Below are 26995 nucleotides of genomic sequence, written 5' to 3'. Positions count from 1 at the left end.
CACTCAATCCTCTATTCGTCATCAAGCGGAACCAGCTTGGTATTACCACCGTGTGCTTTCTCACGCTTACGTTGCACGAATGCGTAGAAGCCAGGGATTAGGAACGTACCCGCCAGTAATACACATAACAGGCCGCCGATCAGTGAAATACCCAGAGAGTTCTGACTCACGTGACCTGCGCCCGCAGCGAAGATAAGCGGGAAGATACCTAAGATGAACGACCAAGACGTCATGTTCACAGCACGGAAACGCAGTGTACCGCCCTTCACCGCTGCATCTTCAATCGGTGCGTCTTTCTCTTCACGCTCTACCTTTGCGAATTCCACAATCAAGATTGCGTTCTTCGCGGCCAAGGCTATCAAGAGAACCAAACCTATTTGTGCATAAAGGTTCAGCGGAGTGCCCGTTAGATTCAATGCCAAGAAGGAGCCTAAGGTTGCGACAGGTACCACGAGGATAATCGCAATCGGAATTGTCCAACTCTCGTATTGAGCCACCATAAACAGGTAGATGAAGATCAGAGCCAGTGCGAAAGCAAAGATCGCTTGGTTACCTGCTAGTACTTCTTGGTAAGCCATGCCTGTCCATTCGTACTGATACCCCTGAGGCAATACTTCTGCAGCTACGCGTTCCATTGCCGCAATCGCATCACCACTTGAGTAACCTTCTGCAGGTTGACCTTGAATCACGGCACTGCGGTACATGTTGTAACGCCATGCTACATCTGGTTCGAAGATCTGATCGTAAGTCACCAATGTGCTTAACGGGATCATCTCGCCATTAGACGAACGAACGTGGAATCGTTGTAGGTCGTCCATGCTGCTACGGTGTTCACTGTCAGCTTGCATGGTTACGCGGAAGTTCTTACCAAACATGGTGAAGTCGTTCACGTACAACGAACCAAGGTTACCTTGTAGTGTTTGGAAAATTTCCGACAACGGAATACCTAATTGCTGCGCTTTCTCACGGTCAATATCGACATAGTAGTGAGGTACGTTCGCACGGAAAGTACTGAATGTGTGTGAAATCTCAGGCTGTTTGCTCGCCTCAGCTATCACGTCATTCATCACCATAGCAAGATCAGTACGGCTTCGGCCTAGCGTATCTTCAAGTACAAACTCGAAACCAGACGCGGCCCCCATGCCCGGAACTGCAGGAGGCCCCATCGCAAACACGACAGCTTGAGGAAGTTCAGTCGCAGCACGACCATTAATACGCTGTGAGATAGCCTGAGCAGAGTGTTGACCATCCAGTGCATTACGCATGTCCCAATCGTGAAGCTTGATGAACATTGACGCACCATTCGACGCAGAAGCGCCCGTCATAAATGCGTAGCCGTTAACCAGTGTTACGCCATCAACACCCGGCTCTTGTTCAACCATTTCAAGCAGCTGCTTAGTCACTTCTTCGGTTCGAGACAAGGATGCCGCGTCAGGAAGCTGAACGTTAACCAGCAAAATGCCTTTATCTTCTTGAGGTACAAACGCCGTAGACGTTGTCTTCGCAAAATAAGTCACAGCCGCCAAAGCCACAAAGAAGAAAGTGAACAGCAGAACGCCTTTCTTAACTAAGAAGCCAGCCACTTGACCGTATTTGTTAGTAACAGACTCTAGACCACGGTTAAATGCTTGGTACCAACGCGCCGTGTTACCACCACCCTGCTTAAGAACCAGTGAACACAATGCAGGTGATAGCGTTAATGCGTTAATTGAAGAGATAACAACCGCGATACAGATAGTCAGAGCGAACTGACGGTACATGATGCCAGTAATACCAGGAAGCATTGCAACAGGGATGAATACCGCAAGTAGAACCAAGGTCGACGTAATGATCGGCCCCGTTACTTCTTTCATCGCAATAAGCGTGGCTTTACGCGGTGAAATGGTTGGGTCTTTAGCCATTGTGGTATCAACGTTCTCGATAACCAAGATCGCATCATCTACTACGATACCAATCGCTAGTATCAAACCAAACAGGGTTACCGTGTTGATGGTGAAACCCGTCATCTGCATGATGGCAAACGTACCAATCAAAGATACCGGAATCGCAACTACAGGAATCAAGGTTGCACGCGCACTACCCAAGAACAGGTACGTTACCGCAATAACCAGCAAGATGGCTTCGATTAAGGTCTTTACTACCCCTTTGATCGACTCAGCAACAAACAGTGTAGTGTCGTAACTTGCTTCATACGCCACGCCTTCTGGGAAGTTCTTGCTTAAGTTTTCCAGCATCGCCATCACAGCTTTGCCACTTTCCAGCGCGTTAGCGTCTGATTGAAGTGACAGCGTTACGATCGACGCATCTTGACCACGGTATTTACCATTACCGTCGTAGAACTTTTTACCAAGCTCAACACGTGCAATGTCTTTTAAGTAAACCGTTGAACCGTCTTGAGTTGCACGAAGAACAACATTTTCAAACTCATCAGCTGTTTCTAATCGGCCTTTTGTTACCAAGTTGAACTGCACTTCTTGTGCGTTGTTATAAGGTGCAGCACCAATACGGCCTGCAGCAACTTGAACGTTCTGCTCTGCCAACGCGCGATTCACGTCTGAAGTGGTGATATTGAGGTTAGCCATTTTCTCAGGATCTAACCAAACACGCATCGCGTATTCACCACCACCCAACACGTTAACTTCACTGATGCCCTTCACACGAGCCAGCTGATCTTTAATGTTCAAGTTCACGTAGTTGATCAGGAATTGGTCGTTGTACTCACCGTTTGGCGAGTAGAAGTTCAATACCATCAACAGGTCAGGAGAACGCTTCTTAACCGTTACACCCACCATTCGAACTTCTTGCGGAAGCTTCGATTCGATTTGAGCAACTCGGTTCTGAACGTTGACCTGAGCCATATCTGGGTCAGTACCAACATCAAAGGTCACATTAAGGTTGTATGAACCATCGTTAGCGCTTTTAGAAGACATGTAGATCATATCTTCAACGCCGTTAACCGACGTTTCTATGGGGTCGGCTATCGCCTGTTCCACCACTTCAGCACTTGCGCCCGTGTAGAATGCCGACACACTGACCGACGGTGGACTAATTTTTGGATATTCAGCCACTGGCAAGATAGCGAGAGAAATCGCACCCGCCAGCGTTAAGATTATGGATATAACAAGGGCGAACTTAGGCCTTTGAATAAAGAAACGACTTAACATAAATAAGCCCCTTACTCAGCTTTTTCAGCAGCAGGTTGAATGCGAACGGACATACCATTACGTACACGCTGTAGGCCTTGAGTGATGACTGCGTCGTTTTTCTCTAATCCAGAATGAACAATCACACCACCTTCAACCTGACGACCCATTTCGATGTTTCTGCGCTCAGCAACGGGTTCGGCTTCTCCTTCAACTAATACCATCACGAAGTCGCCTTCGAGGTCGGTTTGCACTGCACGACGAGGAATAGTCACAACATCAATAGGTTGTTTTTCACGTAGATCAACGCGAACGTGTTGGCCTGGAAGTAGTTGCTGATTCGGGTTATCAGCAATCGCACGCATCGCGATCGTACCAGTATTAAGGTTGATACGGTTGCCCAAGAAGTCAAGCTGACCTAGATGTTCGAACGCTTCACCGTTCTCAAGCATGATCTGAACTTCAACACCTGCAGAGTCGCTGCTGCCATCGCCTTCGATGCGGTCCATACCCAGCTCAATACGCTCACGCTCACTGATGCTGAACGATGCATGGATTGGGTCTAGGCTAACCAAAGTTGTCAGAACACCTGAAGACGGTGAAACTAGGTCACCTTTACTTACTTTAGTGTCACTGATTCTTCCAGAGAAAGGCGCGATAATTTTGGTGTGAGAAAGTTGGACATTCGCGGCGTTTAACTGAGCTTGGCTTGCTTCTAACTGTGCTTGAGAACCTAATAGGTTTGCCGTTAATGCATCAAATTCAGATTGAGAAATACTGCCCTTAGGAAGTAGGTTCTTACCACGATTGAAATCAAGTTCGGCTTTTTTAAGGTTGGCATTCGCTTGAGCAACAGCCGCTTTCGCGCTTGCTACTTCTGCTTCAAATGATGAAGGCTCAATTGAGTAAAGCAATTGCCCCTTCTCGACCATTTGGCCTTCTTTGAAATGGCGGCTTTGCAGGTAGCCAGAAACTTGTGCAGTAATTGCCGTGTCTTCAACGGCTTCAATACGACCGATGTACGACTTACTTTGTTGGTGAGAAACGACGCTAACATCCTGTACAGCTACGAGAGGTAAAGGCGCTTGCTTGGCATTCTGAGCATCTTGCCCACATCCAGCAAGAATAAGAGAGCTTGCAAGAGCAGTAAGGATCAACTTTTTACGCATGGTTATACCGTCACTTATTAGTATTTGAACAGCATAAAAGTTACGTAACACAATTGCTTCAAATGTCCGAGGAATATCAATTATAACTGGCCAAAGTGTATCAATATGTTAATTGAAACCAAGTGCTTATAAAGTGATTACAAACACGCTACAATTCCTAAGTAAATCAATCTCTCAGCTTTTGTTCTCTATGGATATTGTCTAACATAATGTATTGTCAGACAGATAAGCATTCACATTTAATTGTTAAGGAATTCTCATGATTTCAAAATGGGCTAAACGTTTCTATCAAATGGCGGAATTGGTCGGTTCTTGGAGTAAAGATCCTTCAACTCAAGTCGGCGCCGTAATCACTAAGCACAACCGCATTGTTTCTGTTGGTTTTAATGGCTACCCACATGGCGTGTCTGATAGTGCGGATACTGATGACAGAGAGATGAAGTACCTCAAGACACTTCACGCTGAAGAAAATGCGATCTTATTCGCCAAGCGTGATTTGGACAGCTGTGAAATCTGGGTGACTCACTTCCCTTGCCCAAACTGCGCAGCGAAAATCATCCAAACCGGTATTTCTGCGGTTCACTGCCCAGAGCAAAGTGAAGACTTTCTTTCTCGCTGGGGAGACAAAATCAAAGTGAGCCAAGATATGTTTGAACAAGCTGGTGTACAAGTCGATTGGTTGCCACTGGCTGACCTAGATTAAACGAACAGATAGTTAGAACAAAAAAGCCGAGAGTCGATATTATCGCTCTCGGCTTTCTTTTGTTTGGGGCTCAGCGGACTGCAGGATTAAGCACTGACAGGAAATGCTTCAGCGTATGCTTCCATGAAATCTTTACGAATCTCTTGCTCTAGATGAACCGCCTTCTCGGTTGGACAGAAAATCATAAAATGGACTTCTTGCTCACCTGTCGAACTGCTTGTGATATGGATGTGAGGCTCAGAACCCGGAAGGTCAACACCAGCGTGCTTTTCGATCACACCGTTGTAACGGCGAGCAACATCGATAAACTCTTCGCAATGCTCTTCAATTTTCACAATAAGACCCGACAGCATAGGGTATAGGTTTACAAAGTCTTTCACCGTCACAAAAAAGTTATGATAAACATAACGCTTCATGAAGTTGAGGTTCTTAACCGGATAAGTGAAGAACATGCTATTAGGCAGCGTGGCTGTCTTGCCAGTGAAGTGATATTGCCCATGATACAAATCGATTTCTTGAATCACGGTCGCCATCAGATTGTGCTCAATCACTTCACCGCTGATTTTACCCACTTCGATCCAGTCGCCAATTCTAAATGAACGAGAACTCGCACGCTGAATAGAACCGGTGAAACACAAAATGATCTCTTTTGAAGCCACTACTATCGCAACAGCAATGGCCGTGACAGATAGCGCAAACTCGCTGATTTCGGATTTCCACAGCACAAATAACGTCACAACAATAATCGCGAATGTGCCGTTTTTGGTTCGTGACATCCAGTTACGTTGGTCTTCACTAAGGAAAGCAACATCACCTCTTATTTGAGATAAGGTGATTCGGCGAATGATTAAAATAATAGTGATAATCAACGCACTAAAAATAAACTTATGAGCGAGTAGAAAATCAATTACTTGCCACACTTTTTCCATTACTTATTCCTTAGCATTACAACGACGAGCTTTACAACGATTAGCGGAGACTTCGCTATGAAAAAGCGCTCAAAAATAGAGCGCTTTTTTACGTGCCTAAATCAGCTATTGGTAAGGCTATCATTTTATCTTGGCAGAAGTAATAAATTGGCCAAAAGTTTCACACCAAATCACAACCGTATTAAATCGATTAAGATCAGTACCTTCGGGAAGCTCAACCATAAAGCGGTCGAATGTTTTCACATCTCCGACTCTCAATAACTCGTTCTTGCTGTCATTGAAAGCGTGCTCGGTTTCAATGAACTTAGGCGAGAGATAAACCTTGTAATCAGGTCCCGGCGCCAATTCACCTTCAAAAGCGATCGCACTTTCGGATACTGAGACGATGCCTTCTCCCCAGTGCAAGAAGTCACTGTCTTGTCGATCTTTAGTGAACTCGCCCGTGTAGATAGCCTGCTCACTGATCGCTTCAACAGAACTTGAGGAAGGAGAATCAGGCTCAATCAAGATAGGTAATGCGTAAACACCCAGCCCAAAACCAAAAGCACCCACGGCTAAGTGGGTGCAAAGTAAAACTAACTTTTTCATTGCGTACTCCCTTATGCTTAAAGAGAGTATTATTGAATACTCTCAAAAAAACAAAGAGATATCGAGCTAAAGGCCGCTATTTTTGGTAGTGAACGGCTGTGCGTTGTGACAGTTCAACAATCACTTTAACCGCTTGCTCCATGCCTTGAATGGTAATGAACTCATGAATACCGTGGAAGTTGTAACCGCCAGTAAAGATATTCGGACATGGTAGCCCCATGAAAGATAAGCGAGCACCGTCTGTACCACCTCGGATTGGTTTAACCATTGGCTCGACATTGCACTCAATCATCGCCTGCTTGGCCAATTCAATAATATGTTGATGCGGTTCAACCATCTCTTTCATGTTGAAGTAGCTATCGGTTAGCACCAGCTCAACACGGCCTTTCTCAAGGCGCTCATTCAGCTCATCGACTTTCTGCTGCATGAATGCTTTACGCGCTTCTACACCCTCACGTTCAAAATCACGGATGATGTATCCCAGTTCAGAGCGAGCCACACCCATTTCCGCCGATTTCAGGTGGTAGAAGCCTTCATAACCTTCTGTGCACTCTGGTGTTTCTTGCGCAGGCATCATCAATTGGAATTGCGCTGCAATGTTCATCGAGTTCACCATTTTATCTTTTGCGGTGCCCGGGTGAACGTTCACGCCATGACAGATAACATCGGCGCTCGTGGCATTGAAGTTCTCAAATTCCAACTCCCCTACTGGGCCACCATCGATGGTGTACGCCCACTCGGCGCCAAATTTTTCAACGTCAAACAGGTTCGCACCGCGACCAATCTCTTCATCCGGCGTGAAACCAATGCAGATGTCGCCGTGTTTGATGTCTGGATTCGCTTTCAGGTAAGCAATTGCACTGATGATTTCAGCGATGCCCGCTTTGTTGTCGGCACCAAGCAGAGTTGTGCCGTCAGTCGTAATCAGGTCGTGACCATGTAAAGAATCAAGATCTGGATACTGGCTTGGGTTCAAACTCTCGCCACTTTCCCCTAATTCAATCGTTCCACCTCGGTAATCTTTAATCACTTGTGGTTTCACGTTGGCGCCTGATGCGTCAGGAGCGGTATCCATGTGCGCCACAAAGCCAATCGCAGGCACATCGTAATCGACATTCGACGGCAGTTTCGCCATCAAGTATCCATTGTCATCTAAAGACACATCAACTAAGTCTAATGCCACCAATTCTAACTTTAAGGCTTCAGCAAAGGTAATTTGACCCGGTGAACTTGGGCATTGCTGATTAGAAGGATCGGATTTGGTATCAAAAGTAACGTAATTCAGAAAACGTTCTACAAGCTTTTCCATAATTCATCTCACCATGGATTAAGTAATTGATTTACTGACTTAATTATTATGTCGATAAGTGATACATCGTTAAATAAATACGAGCACAGAGTCAGTAGCGAGGGTTTTCATCTTACGCCCCTGACCATGTATGTAATTGCTCTAAATCATTATTGTGCGAAATTAGATGCGCTTCCTATACTTGAAAACAGAGGGTTTCGTCAGTTCAACATTGCATACGGATGATAAGAGATCGCTTTGTACGCATTCTACGCCCTCCGCTCTCAGCCTAACAAAAGTACAAAGTGGATGATGATCACAATTTATCCTTGATGCAGAATCTGTCATACGTTACACGGAGACACAGTTATGACGATTAATAAATATTTCATTTTCTCTCCTCAAGCCTCTGAGGAAACGCTTCGACCAGTATTAACTGAGAAAGAAGTTCAAAGGCAGGAAGCTCTAAGACAGGCGCAGATCCAGGGTGGATTAGACACAAACGCGACCTCGTAACTCAATGAATACCTAGCACTATTAAGACCCCTATAAAAAAGCTCTACGCTCTATCCGGTAGAGCTTTTTTTATTTTTGATCTGTTCTCCTCTCCCCCACTCCCAAACAAGCTGAACATTAAACCTTCGCTCATTGCTTGTTGTTCTTCACTTCTCGATCACCAATTGGCTCATAGTTTCTCGCGAATGTATTTTCACGCATTGCACACACTAGCTTGCAGCGCTGAGAAATGACTCACTAAACTCCCCGATGCCATACCTTGTCGTGTCATTTTGTGCTAATAATTCATATTCGTTTTCATTCCTCACTCGCCCTCTTTTCAAAACTATAATGCGAGTACCAGAGAACCTAACCACAGGAACCCCGAATTCAATGGAATATTCAAAGCTAGGAAGTAGTCAAATTCCCGTTTCCCGTATCTGTCTTGGCAGCATGACTTGGGGGCTACAAAATACGCAGCAGCAAGCCGACCAACAGATCGAATACGCATTAAGCCAAGGTATTAACTTTATCGATACTGCAGAGATGTACGCGGTTCCACCTTCTCCAGATACCTACGGAAAAACAGAAGCGATCATTGGTAACTGGTTATCGCGTAACCCACAGCGTCGACAAGAGTTGATCATTGCGAGCAAAATTGCCGGGCCAGGGCTTCCTTGGGTTCGAGATGGCGGCCCGATAACGGGTGAAGCGGTGATCGCAGCCGTTGACGCATCATTAAAACGCCTACAAACAGACTATATCGACCTTTACCAACTTCATTGGCCAAATCGTACAACGCCTCACTTTGGTAAGCATTTCCCGAATCACATTCGATTCAGTGATATTGACCGAAAGCAGCATGAAGCTGAGATGTTGGAAATCCTACAAGCACTGGCAAGCTGCATTAAGGCGGGGAAAATTCGCCATGTCGGGCTTTCAGATGATTCTACTTGGGGCATTAACACTTACCTCAAGCTGAGTGAAAAACACGATTTGCCACGTATGGTTTCGATTCAGAATGAATTTAGCCTACTGCACGCAAAAGACTGGCCATATCTGATTGAGAACTGTGTGCATGAAGATGTAGCTTACCTGCCATGGTCACCTTTAGCTGCAGGCATGTTGAGTGGAAAGTACATTGATGGCGCAAGACCGGAAGGCAGCCGTTGGACTTACATGCAACGTAAAGGCATTTTCCGTGACACTGAATCTGCCAACGAAGCGGTTAAAGGCTATGTTGAAGTAGCAAACGCTCATGGATTTACTCCGAGCCAACTGGCATTGGCATGGTGTAATCAAGTTGATGGGGTGACGTCCACCATCATCGGTGCAACGACCATGGAGCAATTAAAAGAGAACGTAGCCGCTTTTAGTAAACCGCTATCAGAAGAGATCCTGACTGATATCAACACAGTATTTAAACGCTATCCTGCTCCGTATTAGGCTGTCAGTTCAGCTTAACTTAGGTGAGTAAATCCCATAAGAGCGCGCTATTTAGTGCGCTTTTCTTTTTTAAGTGAGTTGCTTTTGCTTTTTATGTAGATCGCATTGAGTCATCACGCTTTTGGTTCGCTAACCTTTGCTCTATAATGCGCGGGCTTATATCTAGGATAAAAACATGATTTCAAAAAACCAATTAAAACTCCTTCGTGCTTTGGGCCAAAAGAAACAACGTAAAGCCCACGGCCTGTTTCTAGTTCAAGGTGAAAAGAACGTTCTTGAGCTGTTCAATAGTGACTTAGTGGTGAAGAATGTCTTTGCTACCGCTGATTTCTTATCTGAAAATCATGCTTCACTGATTGAGTTTGATTGTGTTGAAGCCTCGCTGGATGATCTAACCAAAGCAAGTACTTTGGTGAGTAACAATGCCGCGATTGCAGTTGTTGAGATCCCAACGTTTGAACTACCAGAAGCAACAGGACTGATGATTGCGCTTGATGGCGTTTCAGACCCTGGCAACCTAGGTACGATTATTCGCGTAGCAGACTGGTATGGCATCAAGCATATCGTTGCGAGCAGTGATTGCGCAGACCCATACAACCCTAAAACTATCAGCGCGACTATGGGCAGCTTTGGCCGAGTACACGTAAGTCAAACTGACTTACCAGCTTACTTAGAGCAAGCGAATCTACCGGTTTACGGTGCATTTTTGGAAGGCGAAAGTGTTCATAAGACTGACTTCACTGCAAATGGCATTTTGCTGATGGGCAGCGAGTCTCACGGTATTCGTGAACACGCCGCTAAATACGTGACAGATAAGATTACGATTCCAGCATTCGGTGGCGCAGAGTCTTTGAACGTTGCAATGGCGACTGGCATCATTCTCGACAACATGCGTCGTCAGCACAGCTAGACCTCTAAGCTAACTAGCTAATCGACAGTGTTCAGATATTAAAAAAGGCGTATTGATTAAATCAGTACGCCTTTTTATTTGAGTTCTTTTCAACAATTACTTTTCTAGCATTGCCAACTTATCACACACACCATTCCACTTTTCAGCGTCATCCATTGGTGCTTTTACTTCCGTTTGCACAGGCCAAATCTCAGCGAGCTCTGCGTTCACTTCGATGAAGATCTTTTGATCTTCTGGCAGTTCGTCTTCTTGGAAGATCGCTTGAGCATCACATTCAGGTACACATAAACCACAATCGATACATTCGATCGGGTTAATTACCATGAAGTTTGGGCCTTCATGGAACGCATCTGCGGGACACACTGCCACACAGTCTGTGTATTTACATTGAATACAATTATCGCCTACGACAAATGCCATGATGCTCTGCTCTATAAGTTAGTCAAAATTGAAGAATGGGGATAATACTCATCCCAAAGCAAAATTCAACATCATACGGCTCTAATATCGTGTCTATTTGCTCCATGTTTCCAAATTAGTATGACAGATAAATCAATTTCTCGTAAAATGCGCGCCATTGTGAGCTTATCGCTTCTTTGAACATCAGCGTTTCCATCAAACTCTGTATTAAGAAACGATCTAGCTAAGACACCTATAAAAACGAGACATCGAAATGATACGTTTAACCGAAATTAAACTCCCACTAGACCATGAAGAGTCTGCTATTCAAGACGCTATTGAAGCGAAACTTGGTATTAACTCTGATCAGGTACTCTCTTTTAATATCTTTAAACGTGGCTACGATGCTCGTAAGAAATCAAAGATCTTACTTATCTACACGCTTGACGTTCTCGTTGAAAACGAAGCTGAGTTGTTAGAACAATTCATTAGCGACCCGCACGTAAAAGTGACTCCTGATATGGAGTACAAGTTTGTTGCTAAAGCGGTTGAGAACCAAACTGAGCGCCCTGTGGTTATCGGTTTTGGCCCATGTGGTCTATTCGCTGGCCTAGTGCTTGCTCAAATGGGTTTCAACCCAATCATCGTTGAGCGTGGTAAAGAAGTTCGTGAGCGTACGAAAGATACCTTTGGTTTCTGGCGTAAGCGTACGCTGAACACAGAATCAAACGTACAGTTTGGTGAAGGCGGCGCAGGTACTTTCTCTGACGGTAAGCTGTACAGCCAAGTTAAAGATCCAAAGCACTACGGCCGTAAAGTAATTGAAGAGTTCGTTGCTGCGGGTGCACCAGAAGAAATTCTATACGTAAGTAAGCCGCACATCGGTACCTTTAAACTGGTTACCATGATCGAAAAGATGCGCGCTTCTATCATTGAACTTGGTGGCGAAATCCGTTTCAGCACTCGTGTTGACGACGTTCATATGGAAGATGGTCAAATCACTGGCCTAACGCTTTCTAACGGTGAAGAGATCAAATCTCGTCACGTGGTATTGGCTGTTGGCCACAGTGCTCGTGACACGTTTGAAATGCTGTACGATCGTGGCGTTTACATGGAAGCGAAGCCTTTCTCTGTTGGTTTCCGTATCGAACACAAGCAATCGATGATCGATGAAGCTCGTTTCGGTAAGAACGCAGGCAACCCAATCCTAGGTGCTGCGGACTACAAACTCGTTCACCACTGTAAGAATGGCCGCACTGTATACAGCTTCTGTATGTGCCCAGGTGGTACTGTGGTTGCTGCAACGTCTGAAGAAGGCCGCGTAGTAACGAACGGCATGAGCCAATACTCTCGTGCAGAACGTAACGCAAACAGCGCGATCGTTGTAGGTATCGACCCAGAGCGTGATTACCCAGGTGACGCACTGGCTGGTATCCGTTTACAACGTGAACTAGAAAGCGGCGCTTATGTTCTTGGTGGTGAAAACTACGATGCACCAGCTCAAAAAATCGGTGACTTCTTGAAAGGTCGCGATCCAAGTGCAATCGGTGAAGTACAACCGTCATTCACGCCGGGTATCCACCTGACTGATATTTCAAAAGCGCTGCCTGATTTTGCTATCGAAGCGATTCGTGAAGCAATCCCAGCGTTCGAGAAGAAGATCAAAGGTTTCTCTACGCCAGACGGCCTACTTACCGGTGTTGAGACACGTACGTCTTCTCCTGTATGCATCAAACGTGGCAAAGACTTCCAAAGCATCAACCTTAAGGGCTTCTTCCCGGCTGGTGAAGGTGCAGGCTACGCAGGCGGTATCCTGTCTGCTGGTATCGACGGCATTAAGGCCGCAGAAGCGCTAGCACTATCAATGGTAGAGCAGAACCAAGCCGAGAAGATTGAGATCGCTTAAACGCTTTCGATAAACCCAAGCTAAATAGCGAACACCCAAAACTGAAAATCCAGTGTCTTGTCGACACTGGATTTTTTTATGTGCATGTTACTAGCGGTACACAAGCAACATGGTAGAATGCCGCCATTAATCTTATCCTTGTATAAGATTGTTGAACCTTTCCATCGCTATTTAGCCAAATCATACCGAGAAACTTATGCCATTTTCCAAGCTTGGATTAAGCTCACCTATTGTTAAAGCCGTTGCAAAACAAGGCTATGAAAAGCCAACCTCTATTCAAGAAAAAGCAATTCCGATTGTGCTTTCTGGTAAGAACCTTATTGCTGCTGCACAAACAGGTACAGGTAAAACTGCGAGCTTTGTTCTCCCTATCTTAGAAATGCTAAGTAAAGGTGAAACACAACGTAAAAAACGCATTCGTGCTGTTATTCTGACACCAACTCGTGAGCTTGCGATTCAGGTTGAACAGAACATTACTAAGTACGCGAAATTCCTAAACCTAACATCATTAGCGATGTACGGTGGCGTATCTTACCAACACCAGAAAGACCGCTTGATCGAAGGTGTCGATATTCTTGTGGCAACACCAGGTCGTTTGATCGACATGTACGGACAACGTGCCGTTCACTTTGATGAAGTGGAAGTTCTGGTTCTAGATGAAGCTGACCGCATGCTAGACATGGGTTTCATTGAAGACATCAACAAGATCATCGCGCGTCTACCACAAGACATCCAAAATCTACTGTTCTCAGCAACGCTTTCAACGCCAGTGCGCGCGCTAGCGAAAAGTGCTATCAGCGAAGCGGAAGAGATTTCGATTGCCAAGACAGATGCGTCTAAAGCGAACATTGAGCAATGGTTAGTTACCGTAGATAAAGACCGTAAGTCAGCACTATTGAGCCACATGATTACCGAAGGCAACTGGGACCAAGCGCTTATCTTTATCGAAACCAAGCACGGCGCTGCTAAGTTGGTTGCTCAACTTGAGAAACGTGGTATTCAAGCGGAAGCTTTCCATAGTGGACGTAGCCAAGCGATTCGTGAAAAAATCTTGGCTGACTTCAAGAAAGGTCGTCTAAAGTACTTAGTCGCGACGGGTGTTGCTGCTCGTGGTATCGATATCGACAACCTAAGCCGCGTAGTAAACTACGACATGCCTTTCCCAGCGGACGACTATGTTCACCGTATTGGTCGTACAGGCCGTGCTGATGCGTCTGGCGAAGCGATATCTTTCCTATCGAAAGATAACTTCAAAAACCTGTGCATTATTGAAAAGCGTCTGGGTCACTTGATTGAACGTCGCGTTGTTGAAGGTTTCGAACCACGCAAAGAAGTGCCAATCTCAGTATTGAACTTCGTTCCTAAGAAGAAAAGAGAACAGCAACAAGACTAAGTAATTTCAGCGACAGAAAATGCAAAGTTGCATTAACCAAAAGAAAAGTCGCGTTAGCCAAAATGAAAATAAAACGAAGCCCTATGTGGCTTCGTTTTGTTCTTTGAAATACATATAACGTTGAGGCAATAAGATGATCACTCCTATCGCAACGAGATTAACCCGCGGCCAAGACCTAAAGCTAGAGATCCAGAGGCTAGTGACAGCGCACAATATCTCCGCGGGCTCTATTGCGTCTTGTGTCGGATGTGTTTCTCAACTCAATATTCGCTTAGCTAATGCCAACAACACCAAGCTAGTTCAAGCTCCGTTCGAAATAGTCTCGGTGATGGCAACGCTAACCCCAAACCACCAGCATATTCATATCTCCGTTGCTGATGAGAATGGCAATGTAATTGGTGGGCATTTGCTTGAAGGGACGATTATCGCGACCACGGCTGAATTGATTGTTCACCGCTACGATACCTTGACCTTCAACAGAGAGCATGACGATTCGACGGGTTACACTGAACTTACTATCAGCAATAGCAAATAACTGATTTACCCATAGCAACACCAAACGCCCCATACAAAGCGATACTACCAAACAGCAATTAGGAAACACGATGGCTCCAAACTCCGCAGATTCCGTTATCGTTCTCGATTTCGAGACCACAGGCTTATCACCAAATATGGGCGACCGAGCGATTGAGATCGGTGCGGTTAAACTCGTTAACGGCGAAGTCGTCGACACCTTCCAGCAGCTCATGAACCCGGGATTTCGTGTGAGTGGATTCATTGAAGGTTATACCGGAATCAGTAACCGTATGTTAAGCACAGCGGCCAGTTGTAGTGAAGTGATGGATGAGTTTGCAGACTTCATTCAAGACAGCCAACTTGTCGCTCACAATGCCTCATTTGATAAGCGCTTTCTTGATGCGGAATTAGATAATATTGGTCGCGATTACAATGGACAGTTCGCTTGCTCAATGTTGATAGCTCGTCGTCTAATCCAAGACGCACCAACTCATAAGCTAGGCGACCTTGTGCGTTTCAAAAATATCGACAACGACGGTACTTTCCACAGAGCGTTAGCCGATTCAGAAATGACAGCAAGGTTGTGGTTATTGATGATTGATGAATTGCAAAGTGATCACGGCATTCAACAGCCAAGCTTTCAACTGATGCAGAAAATATCTAGGACAGCCAAAGGTTCGATTCCAAAACTACTTATGAGCAACAGGGGTTAGGTTCCGAAATTCAGTTTGATGAAAGGCTAGCTCGATAATGACCGTTAGCCTTTAAAAAGAACGCTCTACTCTTGCAATGACTCCAACGTTCCTTTGAGGCTTTCTAACTCATTCATAAAATACGCCCACTGCTTGTTACTGCTGGTCGCGGCCATATCTACTAAAAACTTGGCTGATGTTTCCATATTTTGGTTAAGCTGCGGCTCAAGTTCAGCAGGATAATAAGCTTCATTGTTTAAAAGCAACTTCATAATAATTGGCTGAGCAATATGTAGGTCGCTCTTCTTTGCCATCAGCGTCGTTAGCTCTTGATAGATGTTGTTTTGATATTGTCGCCAACTGCTATTGGTATTTACCCACTCTTTAGACCAAGCCAAAATAATCTGTTTTTGTTCTTTCGATACTGAACCTAACCACCGTTCTGCACGCTCTTCTATTCTGTTTCGGTATCGCTCTCTCGAATCGTCATCGTTCAACGACAACCTTTCTTCATAATAGTCTTGCTGCTTTTCACGAAAGTTCTTTAAAAACTCCCTGTCTTGCTTAGGGCTAAGCTGCATACTCAAGGCGTAAATATCTGGAGCGAACTTATTGACGATTGTGCGAATATGCTCTTTCGTTTGTTCACTTTGGCCCACAATAAAAGCGGGATTCATATCCGACCGATCTACGTTTTGAATCGCTTCTAATTGCGAGATGTACAGAGGTAGCTGAGTTTCTTTATGCCATTTTTGTAATATATCTAATCGCTCTTCAAGCTCTGATTCTTGGCTATTTGAGAGGGAAACAAAATCTTCTATATAGCTAACGACAAACCAACCTATATTGTTATAGGCGAACTTGGTCCCGCACCCAGTAAATAGAAAACAGATCACTAAAACTAACCACCGGCACTTTCTCATTCTACCCTCTCACGACATTCAACAAAGCCACAAACCGATTAACTCATCCCTTTAAGGTTAGCCCAGTTTTTATAACGCTAATTCTAGCTCTTATAAAAGTAGTCTTAATAAACAGTGGCCGTAAAAACTTTGAGATAAATTGAGACCCAAACTTGCTAATCTAGCTATTTAGGCAAATGATTAAACTAAAAATAATTAATGGCAGTGATGTAACTTGATTTTATTACTCATTTGACGTGATACGAGCCCTATAAATGAGTTGGGTTGACGTATTTAAAATGATTGATATTTGGGAGGGAAGCTATGGCCGCTATTCCTGATCATCCAAGCGATTTAGAATATGAGCTTTGTTATTTTGACGATGGTTCAATAACCACAATCACGATATTGGTTGACAATCGACAGGAAGCGATGACTTGGTATCTTAGCGAAGGAAAACATATCAACGATCTTTATTCGATAAGACCCGATGAATAATGCTTTGGTATAGAGGACTAGGTCGATAAACCTAAGATAAGAAACTTAAGTGGCATTTTGTGGAACACCCTTTACTGCAATGCCATTAATTAGCAATGTCGTTAATTAGACATATCGCAGCAAAGGGATTCAGTCTCGAATTACTTCAGGATTCGGGCGCGGAATTGACGACCCTTCATTTTACCTGATTCGATTTTGTTCAGTGCTTTTTTAGCCACAGATCTTTCTACCGCTACGTAAGCACGCATTGCAAACAGATTGATCTTACCTACTGATTTACCATCAATGCCGCCTTGGCCCGTCAGTGCGCCAAGAATATCACCAGCACGAAGCTTAGCTTTCTTACCGCCATCAATTTGGATGGTAACCATGTTTGAGTAGTACGGCTTAGCAATTGGTTTTGCTGGCAGTTCAGATGGCTCGATTGGCATGTCCATGTACTCATCAATTTGAGCAACACGGTACATCTCTTTTTCGCTAAAGAAGCTGATCGCTACGCCTTTGCTTCCTGCACGGCCAGTACGACCAATACGGTGTACGTGAACTTCAGGGTCGCGAGACAATTCAAAGTTGAACACAGCATCTAGGTTATCAACATCAAGACCGCGAGCCGCAACGTCTGTCGCCACTAGAATCGAGATGGTTTTGTTTGAGAACTGAACCAAAGCTTGGTCACGTTCACGCTGTTCCATGTCACCATGAAGTTCGATAACACTGAAACCGCGGTGGCTTAGCTCATCGTTTACGTTCTGCACTTCTTTCTTAGTGTTACAGAACACAACCGCAGACTCCGGTTGGTGATGAAGTAACAGCAGCTCTAGAGCGTCATCACGAGCTTCAGAACCTTCTAACTTGTAGAAGTGTTGTTGGATGCTTGAGTGATCGTGTGTTGATTCAACCTTCACCATTTCTGGATTGCGCATAATGCGGTCTGCAACAGATTTGATCTGTTTAGGGAAAGTCGCACTGAATAGCAGAGTTTGGCGTTCTTTTGGCGCCGCTTCAATCACAGCATCCAAAGCGTCTTGGAAACCCATCTCTAGCATGCGATCCGCTTCATCTAACACAAGTGTGTTCAGCTCAGACAGGTCAATGCGGCCTTTCTCTAGGTGATCAAGAATACGACCAGGTGTGCCCACAAGAATGTGTGCGCCATGCTCTAGTGAACCAATCTGTGGGCCCATTGGCATACCGCCACATAGTGTCAGCACTTTAATGTTGTGAATACCACGAGCAAGAGTACGAATCTCTTTTGCTACTTGGTCTGCAAGCTCACGAGTCGGACATAACACTAAAGACTGAACACGGAAACGCTTAACGCCTAGGTTCTGCAGCACGCCTAAACCGAAAGCAGCTGTTTTACCTGAACCCGTTTTACCCTGACCGATAACGTCCTTGCCATTTAGGATAGTAGGAAGACTTAACGCTTGGATCGGCGTCATTTCAGTATAACCAAGAGAATCTAACGTATTTAGAAGCTCTGGTTTAAGGGCGATTGAAGAGAATTTTGAAGTGCTCAATGGAAATATCCAACTGGTGAAAAACAGAGTGCATTATGAGTGTTTTTGAAAATTATTCCACCTTAATCACAGTTTTGGAGAAACATGTTAGGCGAACACAAAAAAGCCAGCTTACTTAGCTGGCTTTGACTTCTATACGAATTGCTTTCTATGGCACACCGTGACCTTTAGATGCCACCCATACGCGATACCACTGTTCGCGCGTCAGCTCGATTTTCAGTGCATCAACGGCCGTCTTCACACGCTCAATCTTACCAGAACCAATAATTGCAATTGGACTAGATGGTAAACGACGAACCCAAGCGTAAATCACTTGATCAATGCTGTCTGCACCGACTTCTTGACGAATCGCCTCTAGCTCATCACGAACGCGAACCGCTTGCGCTGAATCACCACTGAAGATGCTACCACCACCGAGACAAGACCATGCCATCGGACGAATACGGTTCATCTGCAGTTGATCTAGCGTGCCATCATGAGCCACTTCAAAGTTCAATGGGTTGATTTCAACTTGGTTAGTCACTAACGGCTTACCGAGTCGAGATTGAAGCAGTTCGAACTGACGCGGTGAAAAGTTAGAAACACCGAAGTGCTTAACTTTACCTACTTTGTGTAGCTCTGCGAACGCTTCTGCTACTTCATCCGCATCCATTAAAACGTCTGGGCGGTGAATCAACAATACATCGATATCGTTAACACCTAAGCGCTCTAATGAGTTATTTACTGATTGGTAAATATGCTGCGCGCTGGTGTCATAGTGATTGATCTTACGATCTGGAGTGTGGTCACCACATAGGTTGATATCGCACTTGGTGACGATTTGAATATCATCACGAAGGCTTGGTTCAAGCGCTAACGCCTCACCAAACAACTTTTCACATTGGTAGTTACCGTAAATATCCGCGTGATCAACAGTTGTGATGCCAAAATCAATATGTTGCTTCAGGAAAGTCAGGCGTTGTTGCGGGGTCATGCCCCACTCTGCTGTACGCCAGTATCCTTGCACCAACTCAGAAAGTTCTGGGCCTTGTGGCGCTATCGTTACTCTTGCAACCATGGGTTGTCTCCTTTATCAATACTGAACGTATCCTAAGCTCGTTTTACCGAAGGCTCAACGTATAACAAATGGCAAAGCTAAACGCTTATTAAAAATGTGAGAGCCGCAGAAAAACGAACACTTAAATGAATTATAACTTGCTGTCTGCCCGCGAGCCGTTCTCCTGAAAGGCTTGTTTAGCCTAATAAATAACGAAACTATCTATAAATTTGAGCAATTAAAAACGATTAAGTTCAACCGTTAAGTTGTCACCATCACTCTGTAACTGAATCCAAGGAGAAGTAGAGCTAGAAGAAGATAAGCTAGGCACATTCCACACACTCAGTTGCTCTGCTGAACCGTGAGGCGCGTTGATGAATTCGACCAGCTGTTTATCCACCTTATCGAAACCAACACCTTCATTTCGAGCTTGTTCGAGTTGAGCTGTAACATCGAATTCATCTTCACCAATACGAATTGAACTGAGAGCAAAGCCATCTTGGCGAAGGTATGCCTGAAGCTTTGTGTAACTTAGGTCCGAATATGGCAGGTTTAAGCGAACCGTTTCGACACTTGAGTCCCCCAACTCCAGTTCAACATACACATCCAGGTCGTAATATTGGGTTAAGTCACTGCACAACAAAGTACCTTCGATCTCACCACAATCCATCAACTCGATATCATTAATATAGTTTTGAGAATTCGGCAGACTTGGGCTGCTGTTAAATACTGTTCTTAGCCACCAGCTTTCGGTTGCTTGCGCTGAAAATGAAATAGCATTGAGGGACAGCATTAGAGGCAAGATTAGAACTTGAAAGATTTTCATCGACTGGGCTTATTTAGCGCTATATGAAGTGTCCATTATACGTGACCAAACGACAAACAACTGCTCGAGTCGCAAATTTTAGGCGAAAAAAAACGGGCATACATGCCCGCTAGATAATTTCATCACCGAATAACGTAATCCGTCACGTTGAGAACCATTACGAAAGAGAGAATATCACTCTCCCACAACAGTTACAACATAACATACCCATTACTTGTAGCCACCTTCAATCGCAGGCTCTTCAAGCGACAATCTCACTTTGTTACGTTGAATAGCTTCTGGCGGTAAACTGATGAAGCCGTATTGGTTCAACACGCCTTGATGATCTTGTGACAAGGTAAGCCCAACAAAGAACTCCTCTTGTTCCGTAAAGCCTTTGCGATGCGCTGGAATATTCAAGTACATGTAATAAACCGTTGCTAACGGGTAACGACCAGAGAGGATCGTTTCTTTGTTTAGGTCGTAGTTCACACCTAGGTTATCAACCACGCTCAACCATTTCACATCAGAGATCTGATCTGAGTAAACGGTGTAACCAATGGCGGCATCTTCGTCTTCAATCTTATTAATCAGATCAGGTAAATCCGCTAAGAACTGAGTATGGGCATATTCTCCTTCTGTTCCACATTCGACCCAACTTGAAAAGGTAGTATGGCCTTTCAGGTTGTGATCAATGGCAAAGGGCAACATATGAGTATCTAGGCTTTCACCGTTACGAATATCACTACTTGCTGACCATTTTGGATGTTTAGGATCGTTAGAACAACCAAACACATCAATTAATTCAGCGACGGTGATTGATGTCGCAGGGTTATTTTCATTGGCTAGAATCGCAATCACGTCAGCGGTAAACATCAGCTCTGTTGGCCTATAACCGTAACGCATATCAAACCTTGCCATCTCTTTGTCAGTCCACTTTTTGGAAGTGATACCAACACGCGAGCGCTGCATGATCATCTGTTCTGGGACGCTGTCACTCAACAAGATTTCTAAGTCGATCTCTTGGCTCTTAAGCAGATTTTCTACAAGCCCCTGCATATTCGGCTCAATCGCGACCAAACCAATGTCACTGGCATCATTCGCAAATGTCGATACAGAGAACAACGCAGGTACAGCAGCAAGCAGCAAGCCCGATTTATTAGCTAGACATTTCATTACTGGCCTCCTACTGGATCAATCGACGTTTTAGACTCAACATCGCTATTACTATCGAGCTGCATTTCTGAAGTGAAGATGTTCCAAGATGGGTTCACTTCCATGCTTTCTGTTTTAATCACCGCGATCGTTCTACGCTTACGCTTGTGAAGATGCTGAGTTAAGCTGGTTATCTGAGTAAACTCTTGTTCAAAGATTCGCTCACCATTGATGCCTCTATCAATCAATGCGTCTCGAATCACGCCCGTTCTTTTCTTGGCCAATGCTTTGTTATACACGTTTGTACCTTCAGCACTGGTATCTCCGACCAAGGTAACCGAAGCATCAGGCTGCTCTCCTAGTAAACGCACCAACTCATTTAATACAGCGGTATGATCAGGTTTAAGGTCATACTTATCAAAATCAAATGCCACACTTAATACTTCAACGTCTTCGACAATTTTCCAATTGGCACACCCTTTAATGTCTACCGTTACACCTTCTGGCGTATCGGCACATAGATCTCGCTGGTTAATCACACCATCTCGGTCATTATCCGCTAAGTCATCAATTTGGTGGCGTGTCATTGTCGTATCAGGCGTTTCTGCACATCCCATTAGCAAGATAGAGCTAAGTAGCGCTAGTTTAAAATATCTCATTACTTATTCTCCCCTTGCCACTCTTCTGGATGTTCAATCCTCAACGCATACGTCAACATACCCATCGCATTTAACACTCGATAAGCCGCTAACGTTTGATCATATTCAGTGCTGATGAAGTTTCTTCGAGCCAAAAACACTTCTACTTTTGCATCCAGTACATCAAGAAGGCTTCGTCTGCCAACATTGAATTGCTGGATATAGCCAAGCTCTGCAATTTTCGCTGCATCAACATTCTGTTGAAGTAAGGATTTTTGCTGCTCAAGCATTTTGTAAGCGTTCCAAGCCAGTTGTGTACCTTCTCGAACCTCACGCTCTGTTCGTAATCGGATCGCCCTTGCCTCTTCCACTCGCCAAGCTGACGATTCAACCCTGGAGTCGGTAGAGAAGCCATTAAACAGGTCATAATCCATCGTCAACATGATACGTGCATCTTCATCGACACCGCCTGGAGGGTTAGATACGTTGTCATTCTTGTTCGCATGAAGCTCAAGTTTTAGCTCTGGGTAGTAATCCCCCTTCTCACGGCGCATCTCTTTACGAGCGGCATCAATATCAAGCAAAGAAGCTTGGATTTCAGGGTGATTCTCGACAGCCTGTTCAAGCGCGACCTGTGCTGAACTTGGTAACAAAGCATAATCAAAACGTGGATAAACCAAGTTCACAGCAGGCTTGCCGACTAAACGTAGGTACTGAGTTTGTAAATCAAACAGGTTGTTTTGAGCAGCGATTAGTGAAGATTGCGCCGTCGCAACACGGGCGGAGATTTGAGCCAGATCCGAGTTGCTACTCAAGCCTTTGCTCTTTTTATCTTGGATATCTTGATAGATCTCTTGGTGCTCTTTTACATTACGCTTAGACAGTTCAAGTAGCGTCTCTGCCTTGAGGATATCGAGGTAATTTCTCACCACATCTAACGATACGTTTTCAGCTCGCGAAATCAGAGTTAGACGCTCAGCTTCCGCTTCGAACGTCAGTCGGTCGACATTCGAGGTCGTTTTAAAACCATCGAATAGTAACTGGGATACTTTAACGCCAATTTCCGTTCTCGTTAGGCCTCTATCATCGCTATCGAGTTTGCTGCCACTGTTGTAGCGTGTCTCTTCATAGCCTGCTGCCGCGTACAAGTTCACTTGTGGCATATACAAACCACTCGCAGCGTCTCCGTCTCTGACCACCGATTGGTATCGGGAGTATTGCGCCAATATCTCTGGGCTATAGTCGATGGCAAAGGCCACGGACTCTTCTAATGAAGCTGCTTGAGACAGCCCACTCATTAGCAAGCAAGAAGAGAGTAAGAATTTTGAATGCATTACACTTCCTTTTATATTTATGCTTTAACCCACTTCATCGTTCACGAAGTGAGTTTTCCTTAGCTCGTAAAATAGGTTTTAACCAATAACTCAATACTGTTTTCTCTCCGGTTAATATATCGACCGCGACTTGCATCCCTGGGATAATGCTAAAGGCAGAGTTTTGTTGCTGGTCTTCGTTTAACTGAATATGGGCACGATAATAGGCGTTTCCGTCTTCCGTTTGTAAGGCGTCGGCACTCACGTAAATCACCTCGCCTTTAAGTCCGCCATAAATGACGAAATCGTAGGCCGTGAATTTCACTGTTGCACCTAACCCGTTATGAACAAACGCAATATCTTGCGGAGAGATTCTCGCTTCAACAATCAGGTCACTGTTTGATGGAATGATCTCAATGATCGGCTCGCCGGGACGAACTACACCACCAATGGTACGCACAAAGATCTCTTTGACTGTGCCATCAACGGGCGCGACAATTTCAGTACGCTTGAGTTGGTCGGCAATCGCCTGCTGGCTTTCGTTCAGCTGCGCTATCTTGCTCGCCACTTCATTCAACTGGCCTTGCACTTTGGTACGAAAATCTAAAGCGATACTTCGATGATCCGCTATCGACTCTGAGTAGGCAGCTATCTGTTTCTGAGCCGCCACTTTCGAGCTGGCAATATCACCTTTCAGTTTGACCACATCACGGTTCAACTTCAGTAGTTCAACTTCAGCAACAGCACCACTCGCCACCACGTCTTTGAGCATGTTGCGTTCACGAATCACAATCTCGAGGCTGCTTTCAAGAGTCTGAATATTATTGAGCGTATCGACACGTGCTTGGTCTTGTTGCTCAATGCGAAGTGCCGCCTCTTCCAGTTCCGATTTCAACTGACCTAAACGTTCTCGATAGTTGGCTTTGGCGTTCATTAATGCCGGATGGCTCGATACATCGATGACAATATCTTGTGGCACCAAGACAACTCGTTCAAACCACTGTTTTGCATCGTTATTTAAAACAACGGTCGACAGCTCTGCTTTCAATCTTAATTGTTGGGCCAGTAAGGTATCCGCTTGTTGAGCCGACTCTAAAAAAGCCGCTTTAAAACGAGTGTCTTCGAGCTTAGCCAAGGGCTGTCCTTTCACTACTGATTGACCTTGTCGCACCATGATCTCTTGAACTAGACCGCCTTCTAAGCTCTGAATGGTTTGTACAGAAAGGCTAGGAACGACTTTGCCCTCGCCGATAACCACTTCTTCTAATGTTGCCCACGTAGCCCAACCGATAATTGATACAATGAGTAGAGCACTCAACCAAATCAGCTTTCGAGAGCGGAATGCTAAGTGGTTGTTGGTCCATTGAATATCATTACTCATGACGACCTCCCTTCACCACAGATACCGTCTTAAACCGGCTCGTACCTTTAGGTACACTTTTCTTCTGTAAAGAGAGAATTTCTTTAGGTTCACCTTCTGCCACGATTTGACCTTTATCCAATACAACAACACGATCACACATCATCAAGAATGAAGACTTATGGGAGCTGATTAGCATTGAGGTTTCTCTCGGCATACTTTGAAGTGCATTAAAGAACTGAATCTCGGCCTGATTATCTAGCGCGCTGGTGGGCTCATCCATGATCAATAACTTTGGACAACGATACAGAGCTCTCGCAATGGCAACGGCTTGGCGCTGACCACCAGAAAGTAACCGACCACCCTCACCGACAGGTGTTTCAAGGCCATTGCTTAGGCGCCCCATGTAACCATTCAAACCCGACTGTTGAAGAGCTTGTCTTAGCTTTTCTTCATCAACGTTGGTCGCACCAAGCGTAACGTTGTCGTAAACACTGCCAAAAATAAGATTAGTGGTTTGCCCTACCCAACCCATGCCACTACGCAGAACGCTGGTTGGCCATAATTGCCCATCGATTTCTTGATAGAAAGCTTGTCCTGTTGTTGGCAAATACTGGCGCGCAACAATCGATAGTAGAGTTGTTTTACCCGCGCCTGCCGCACCGACAAGACCAACTCGCTCACCCGGTTTGATCTCTAGGGAAATCTCCTTTAATGCAGGGCTTTGAGTCTCTGGATAAGTAAACGTCACTTCATCTAACCTAACCCCACCATCAAAGTCTCCTTTGTCGATAACTTGGTGTTTGGACTCTTCCTGAGGTAGCTCCATAATCTGATTCAGCCCTTCAACGGCCGAACGTGTTTGCTGGAACCTCAGCAATAGAAGAGAAAGCTGGTTCACCGAACTTGCAGCGCGCCCACTCAACATCACAACGGCTATCAAACCACCCATACTCAGCAAGCCTTCAGAGATCTGATACACGCCGAAGATGATGAGAGTGATAGTAACGATCTGCTGACTCGACTGAATGGAATGAGTCACGATATTGGAATAGTGACGAGATTGAGTCTGCCATTGAGAGAGCGATGAAATAGTCTGTTCCCAACGCTTCTGAGTGATTCCTTCAGCATTGTTTTGCTTGATATCCGGAAGGGTTGTTAAGCAATCAAACAGCTGTGCTTGTCTTTGTGTCGACAAACGTGCGGTTTCATCGAATGTTTTCTCGACTTTACCTTTCATCGCAATGCTCAGCACAATCAATACCAGCATAATTGCGACTGGGATAAACATCATTGCACCACCAAGCCAACCGATAAGGAACAGGAACAGCAAGGTAAATGGCAGGTCGACTAAAGTAACCAAAGAAATAGAAGTGAAGAAATCTTTAACACTATCGAAGTCTTGAAGCTGTCTGGCAAATGCGCCTACCGATTGAGGTCGATTTTCGAGCTTCATACCAAGGACTTTCGAGAACAGCTGAGAAGACAACTTGTTATCAATATAGCGCCCAGCCATATCAGTCACAGAGCTTCGTGAGCTTCTCAATACCCAATCAAAAATAACAACGATACCAACGCCTGCTGCTAATACCCAAAGCGTGTTAAACGCTTGGTTTGGCACAACACGGTCGTACACATTCATGGTAAATAACGGAACCACTAGCGCAAGCACGTTGATCAAGAACGAAGCGATAAACAGATCGCGATACCAAGGCTTCACTTCTTTGACCACCCGCCACAACCAACGGGTGTTGGATTTACTGTCATTGCGCTCATGTGCCTGAACACGCGCATCATCAAGCGCTTGAGCACCCACTTGCCAAACAAATGCATCCACTTTAATGACTAAGTCTTTAAGGAGAATTTGTTGGCTTAAGTTGGATTCACAATTCAATACTTGAAAGTCGCCAACGGAGCTTTGGGTTACGACAAGAGGAGACCCTGTCGCGGACTCAACAGCAACAACAGGGAACTGACATTGATTCAATAATTCTTTTTTAACGTGGCTCAGCGTTAACCCCGATTTCTCAATCGCTCTTGGAAAAAGGGATTCATTGAGCCTGCCTTCATTTAAAGGTAGGCCAGACACTATTTTGGAAGGGTGACTGCGAACATTAAAATGCTCACACAACCACTCAACACAAGCTAGCCAGCTGTCTTTTTGTTCTACCAATCTAAACTTCCTTTTATA

General features: G+C 44.9%; 24 protein-coding genes. 9 read left to right on the top strand and 15 right to left on the bottom strand.

Going from position 1 to position 26995, the window contains the following annotated elements:
* Positions 1-11: 11 nt before the first annotated feature.
* Together AB6E51_RS13390 and AB6E51_RS13385 are read right to left on the bottom strand one after the other, a co-directional pair.
* Entirely contained in the window at positions 12-3164 is a 3153-nt protein-coding gene (locus AB6E51_RS13390; RefSeq protein ID WP_372058158.1) for an efflux RND transporter permease subunit, read from the bottom strand.
* Positions 3165-3175: 11 nt separating this feature from the next.
* Positions 3176-4312, bottom strand: a complete 1137-nt coding sequence (locus AB6E51_RS13385) for an efflux RND transporter periplasmic adaptor subunit (protein ID WP_372058159.1) — start codon at positions 4310-4312, stop codon at positions 3176-3178.
* Between the two features lie 259 nt (positions 4313-4571).
* Between AB6E51_RS13385 and AB6E51_RS13380 the strand changes: the two genes are divergently transcribed.
* The gene (locus tag AB6E51_RS13380) at positions 4572-5015 is read left to right on the top strand and encodes a dCMP deaminase family protein (RefSeq protein ID WP_004737813.1); all 444 of its coding nucleotides are present in this window, start codon (positions 4572-4574) and stop codon (positions 5013-5015) included.
* Between the two features lie 86 nt (positions 5016-5101).
* On the opposite strand, the gene AB6E51_RS13375 is transcribed toward AB6E51_RS13380, so the two are convergent.
* The 3 genes from AB6E51_RS13375 to pepT all read right to left on the bottom strand — a co-directional run bounded on the left by AB6E51_RS13375 (position 5102) and on the right by pepT (position 7841).
* Entirely contained in the window at positions 5102-5944 is an 843-nt protein-coding gene (locus AB6E51_RS13375) for a mechanosensitive ion channel family protein (protein ID WP_017064358.1), read from the bottom strand.
* A gap of 120 nt (positions 5945-6064) precedes the next feature.
* Positions 6065-6532, bottom strand: coding sequence for a DM13 domain-containing protein (locus AB6E51_RS13370; protein WP_017068406.1), 468 nt, complete (start codon positions 6530-6532; stop codon positions 6065-6067).
* A gap of 76 nt (positions 6533-6608) precedes the next feature.
* On the bottom strand, positions 6609-7841 hold the full coding sequence (gene pepT / locus AB6E51_RS13365) for a peptidase T (protein ID WP_372058160.1): 1233 nt from the start codon (positions 7839-7841) through the stop codon (positions 6609-6611).
* 348 nt (positions 7842-8189) lie between these two features.
* On the opposite strand from pepT, the gene AB6E51_RS13360 reads away from it, so the two are divergent.
* The 3 genes from AB6E51_RS13360 (at position 8190) to AB6E51_RS13350 (ending at position 10671) form a co-directional block, all read left to right on the top strand.
* A complete protein-coding gene (locus AB6E51_RS13360) occupies positions 8190-8336 on the top strand; it encodes a hypothetical protein (RefSeq protein ID WP_017059486.1) in 147 nt (48 codons plus the stop codon).
* Positions 8337-8708: 372 nt separating this feature from the next.
* Entirely contained in the window at positions 8709-9761 is a 1053-nt protein-coding gene (locus AB6E51_RS13355; protein ID WP_032545660.1) for an aldo/keto reductase, read from the top strand.
* Between the two features lie 175 nt (positions 9762-9936).
* Positions 9937-10671 (top strand): RNA methyltransferase, encoded by a 735-nt coding sequence (locus AB6E51_RS13350; RefSeq protein ID WP_065584752.1) that lies wholly within the window; start codon positions 9937-9939, stop codon positions 10669-10671.
* A 96-nt stretch (positions 10672-10767) separates the two neighbouring features.
* On the opposite strand, the gene fdxA is transcribed toward AB6E51_RS13350, so the two are convergent.
* Positions 10768-11091, bottom strand: a complete 324-nt coding sequence (fdxA, locus tag AB6E51_RS13345) for a ferredoxin FdxA (protein WP_065584753.1) — start codon at positions 11089-11091, stop codon at positions 10768-10770.
* A 253-nt stretch (positions 11092-11344) separates the two neighbouring features.
* Between fdxA and AB6E51_RS13340 the strand changes: the two genes are divergently transcribed.
* The 4 genes from AB6E51_RS13340 (at position 11345) to AB6E51_RS13325 (ending at position 15598) form a co-directional block, all read left to right on the top strand.
* Positions 11345-12976 (top strand): NAD(P)/FAD-dependent oxidoreductase, encoded by a 1632-nt coding sequence (locus AB6E51_RS13340; protein ID WP_048606003.1) that lies wholly within the window; start codon positions 11345-11347, stop codon positions 12974-12976.
* A 196-nt stretch (positions 12977-13172) separates the two neighbouring features.
* Positions 13173-14369: a DEAD/DEAH box helicase gene (locus tag AB6E51_RS13335; RefSeq protein ID WP_065584754.1), complete on the top strand. Its 1197-nt coding sequence runs from the start codon at positions 13173-13175 to the stop codon at positions 14367-14369.
* A 133-nt stretch (positions 14370-14502) separates the two neighbouring features.
* The gene (locus AB6E51_RS13330; RefSeq protein ID WP_017059481.1) at positions 14503-14904 is read left to right on the top strand and encodes a PPC domain-containing DNA-binding protein; all 402 of its coding nucleotides are present in this window, start codon (positions 14503-14505) and stop codon (positions 14902-14904) included.
* 70 nt (positions 14905-14974) lie between these two features.
* Complete coding sequence (locus AB6E51_RS13325) at positions 14975-15598, top strand: PolC-type DNA polymerase III (RefSeq protein ID WP_017068401.1); 624 nt, start codon at positions 14975-14977, stop codon at positions 15596-15598.
* A gap of 65 nt (positions 15599-15663) precedes the next feature.
* Here AB6E51_RS13325 and AB6E51_RS13320 read toward each other — a convergent pair whose 3' ends face one another.
* A complete protein-coding gene (locus AB6E51_RS13320; RefSeq protein ID WP_017071600.1) occupies positions 15664-16500 on the bottom strand; it encodes a DUF6279 family lipoprotein in 837 nt (278 codons plus the stop codon).
* A gap of 303 nt (positions 16501-16803) precedes the next feature.
* Here AB6E51_RS13320 and AB6E51_RS13315 point away from each other — a divergent pair, with 303 nt between their 5' ends.
* Complete coding sequence (locus AB6E51_RS13315) at positions 16804-16977, top strand: hypothetical protein (RefSeq protein WP_017059478.1); 174 nt, start codon at positions 16804-16806, stop codon at positions 16975-16977.
* 140 nt (positions 16978-17117) lie between these two features.
* Here AB6E51_RS13315 and dbpA read toward each other — a convergent pair whose 3' ends face one another.
* From dbpA to AB6E51_RS13275, 8 genes are all read right to left on the bottom strand, one after another.
* Positions 17118-18497 carry an ATP-dependent RNA helicase DbpA gene (gene dbpA / locus AB6E51_RS13310; RefSeq protein ID WP_372058161.1) on the bottom strand — a complete coding sequence of 460 codons (1380 nt, stop codon included), beginning with the start codon at positions 18495-18497 and terminating at the stop codon, positions 17118-17120.
* A 148-nt stretch (positions 18498-18645) separates the two neighbouring features.
* Entirely contained in the window at positions 18646-19554 is a 909-nt protein-coding gene (locus AB6E51_RS13305) for an aldo/keto reductase family oxidoreductase (protein ID WP_102333939.1), read from the bottom strand.
* Between the two features lie 217 nt (positions 19555-19771).
* Positions 19772-20359 (bottom strand): hypothetical protein, encoded by a 588-nt coding sequence (locus AB6E51_RS13300; protein ID WP_017071598.1) that lies wholly within the window; start codon positions 20357-20359, stop codon positions 19772-19774.
* A 210-nt stretch (positions 20360-20569) separates the two neighbouring features.
* A complete protein-coding gene (locus tag AB6E51_RS13295) occupies positions 20570-21514 on the bottom strand; it encodes a PstS family phosphate ABC transporter substrate-binding protein (protein WP_372058162.1) in 945 nt (314 codons plus the stop codon).
* Complete coding sequence (locus AB6E51_RS13290) at positions 21514-22152, bottom strand: OmpA family protein (protein WP_017059473.1); 639 nt, start codon at positions 22150-22152, stop codon at positions 21514-21516. Before AB6E51_RS13290 ends, AB6E51_RS13295 begins: the two co-directional genes overlap by 1 nt.
* Positions 22152-23465, bottom strand: a complete 1314-nt coding sequence (locus AB6E51_RS13285; RefSeq protein ID WP_065584756.1) for a TolC family outer membrane protein — start codon at positions 23463-23465, stop codon at positions 22152-22154. Before AB6E51_RS13285 ends, AB6E51_RS13290 begins: the two co-directional genes overlap by 1 nt.
* 34 nt (positions 23466-23499) lie before the next feature.
* Entirely contained in the window at positions 23500-24825 is a 1326-nt protein-coding gene (locus tag AB6E51_RS13280; protein ID WP_065584757.1) for an HlyD family type I secretion periplasmic adaptor subunit, read from the bottom strand.
* Entirely contained in the window at positions 24818-26977 is a 2160-nt protein-coding gene (locus tag AB6E51_RS13275) for a type I secretion system permease/ATPase (protein WP_372058163.1), read from the bottom strand. Before AB6E51_RS13275 ends, AB6E51_RS13280 begins: the two co-directional genes overlap by 8 nt.
* Positions 26978-26995: the final 18 nt, after the last annotated feature.

The organism is Vibrio sp. 10N.247.311.47 (genome assembly GCF_041467535.1).
GTDB classification, from domain to species: domain Bacteria; phylum Pseudomonadota; class Gammaproteobacteria; order Enterobacterales; family Vibrionaceae; genus Vibrio; species Vibrio crassostreae_C.
The sequence above is the reverse complement of the archived record's forward strand: the minus strand, read 5'-3'. Positions and strand labels throughout refer to the sequence as shown.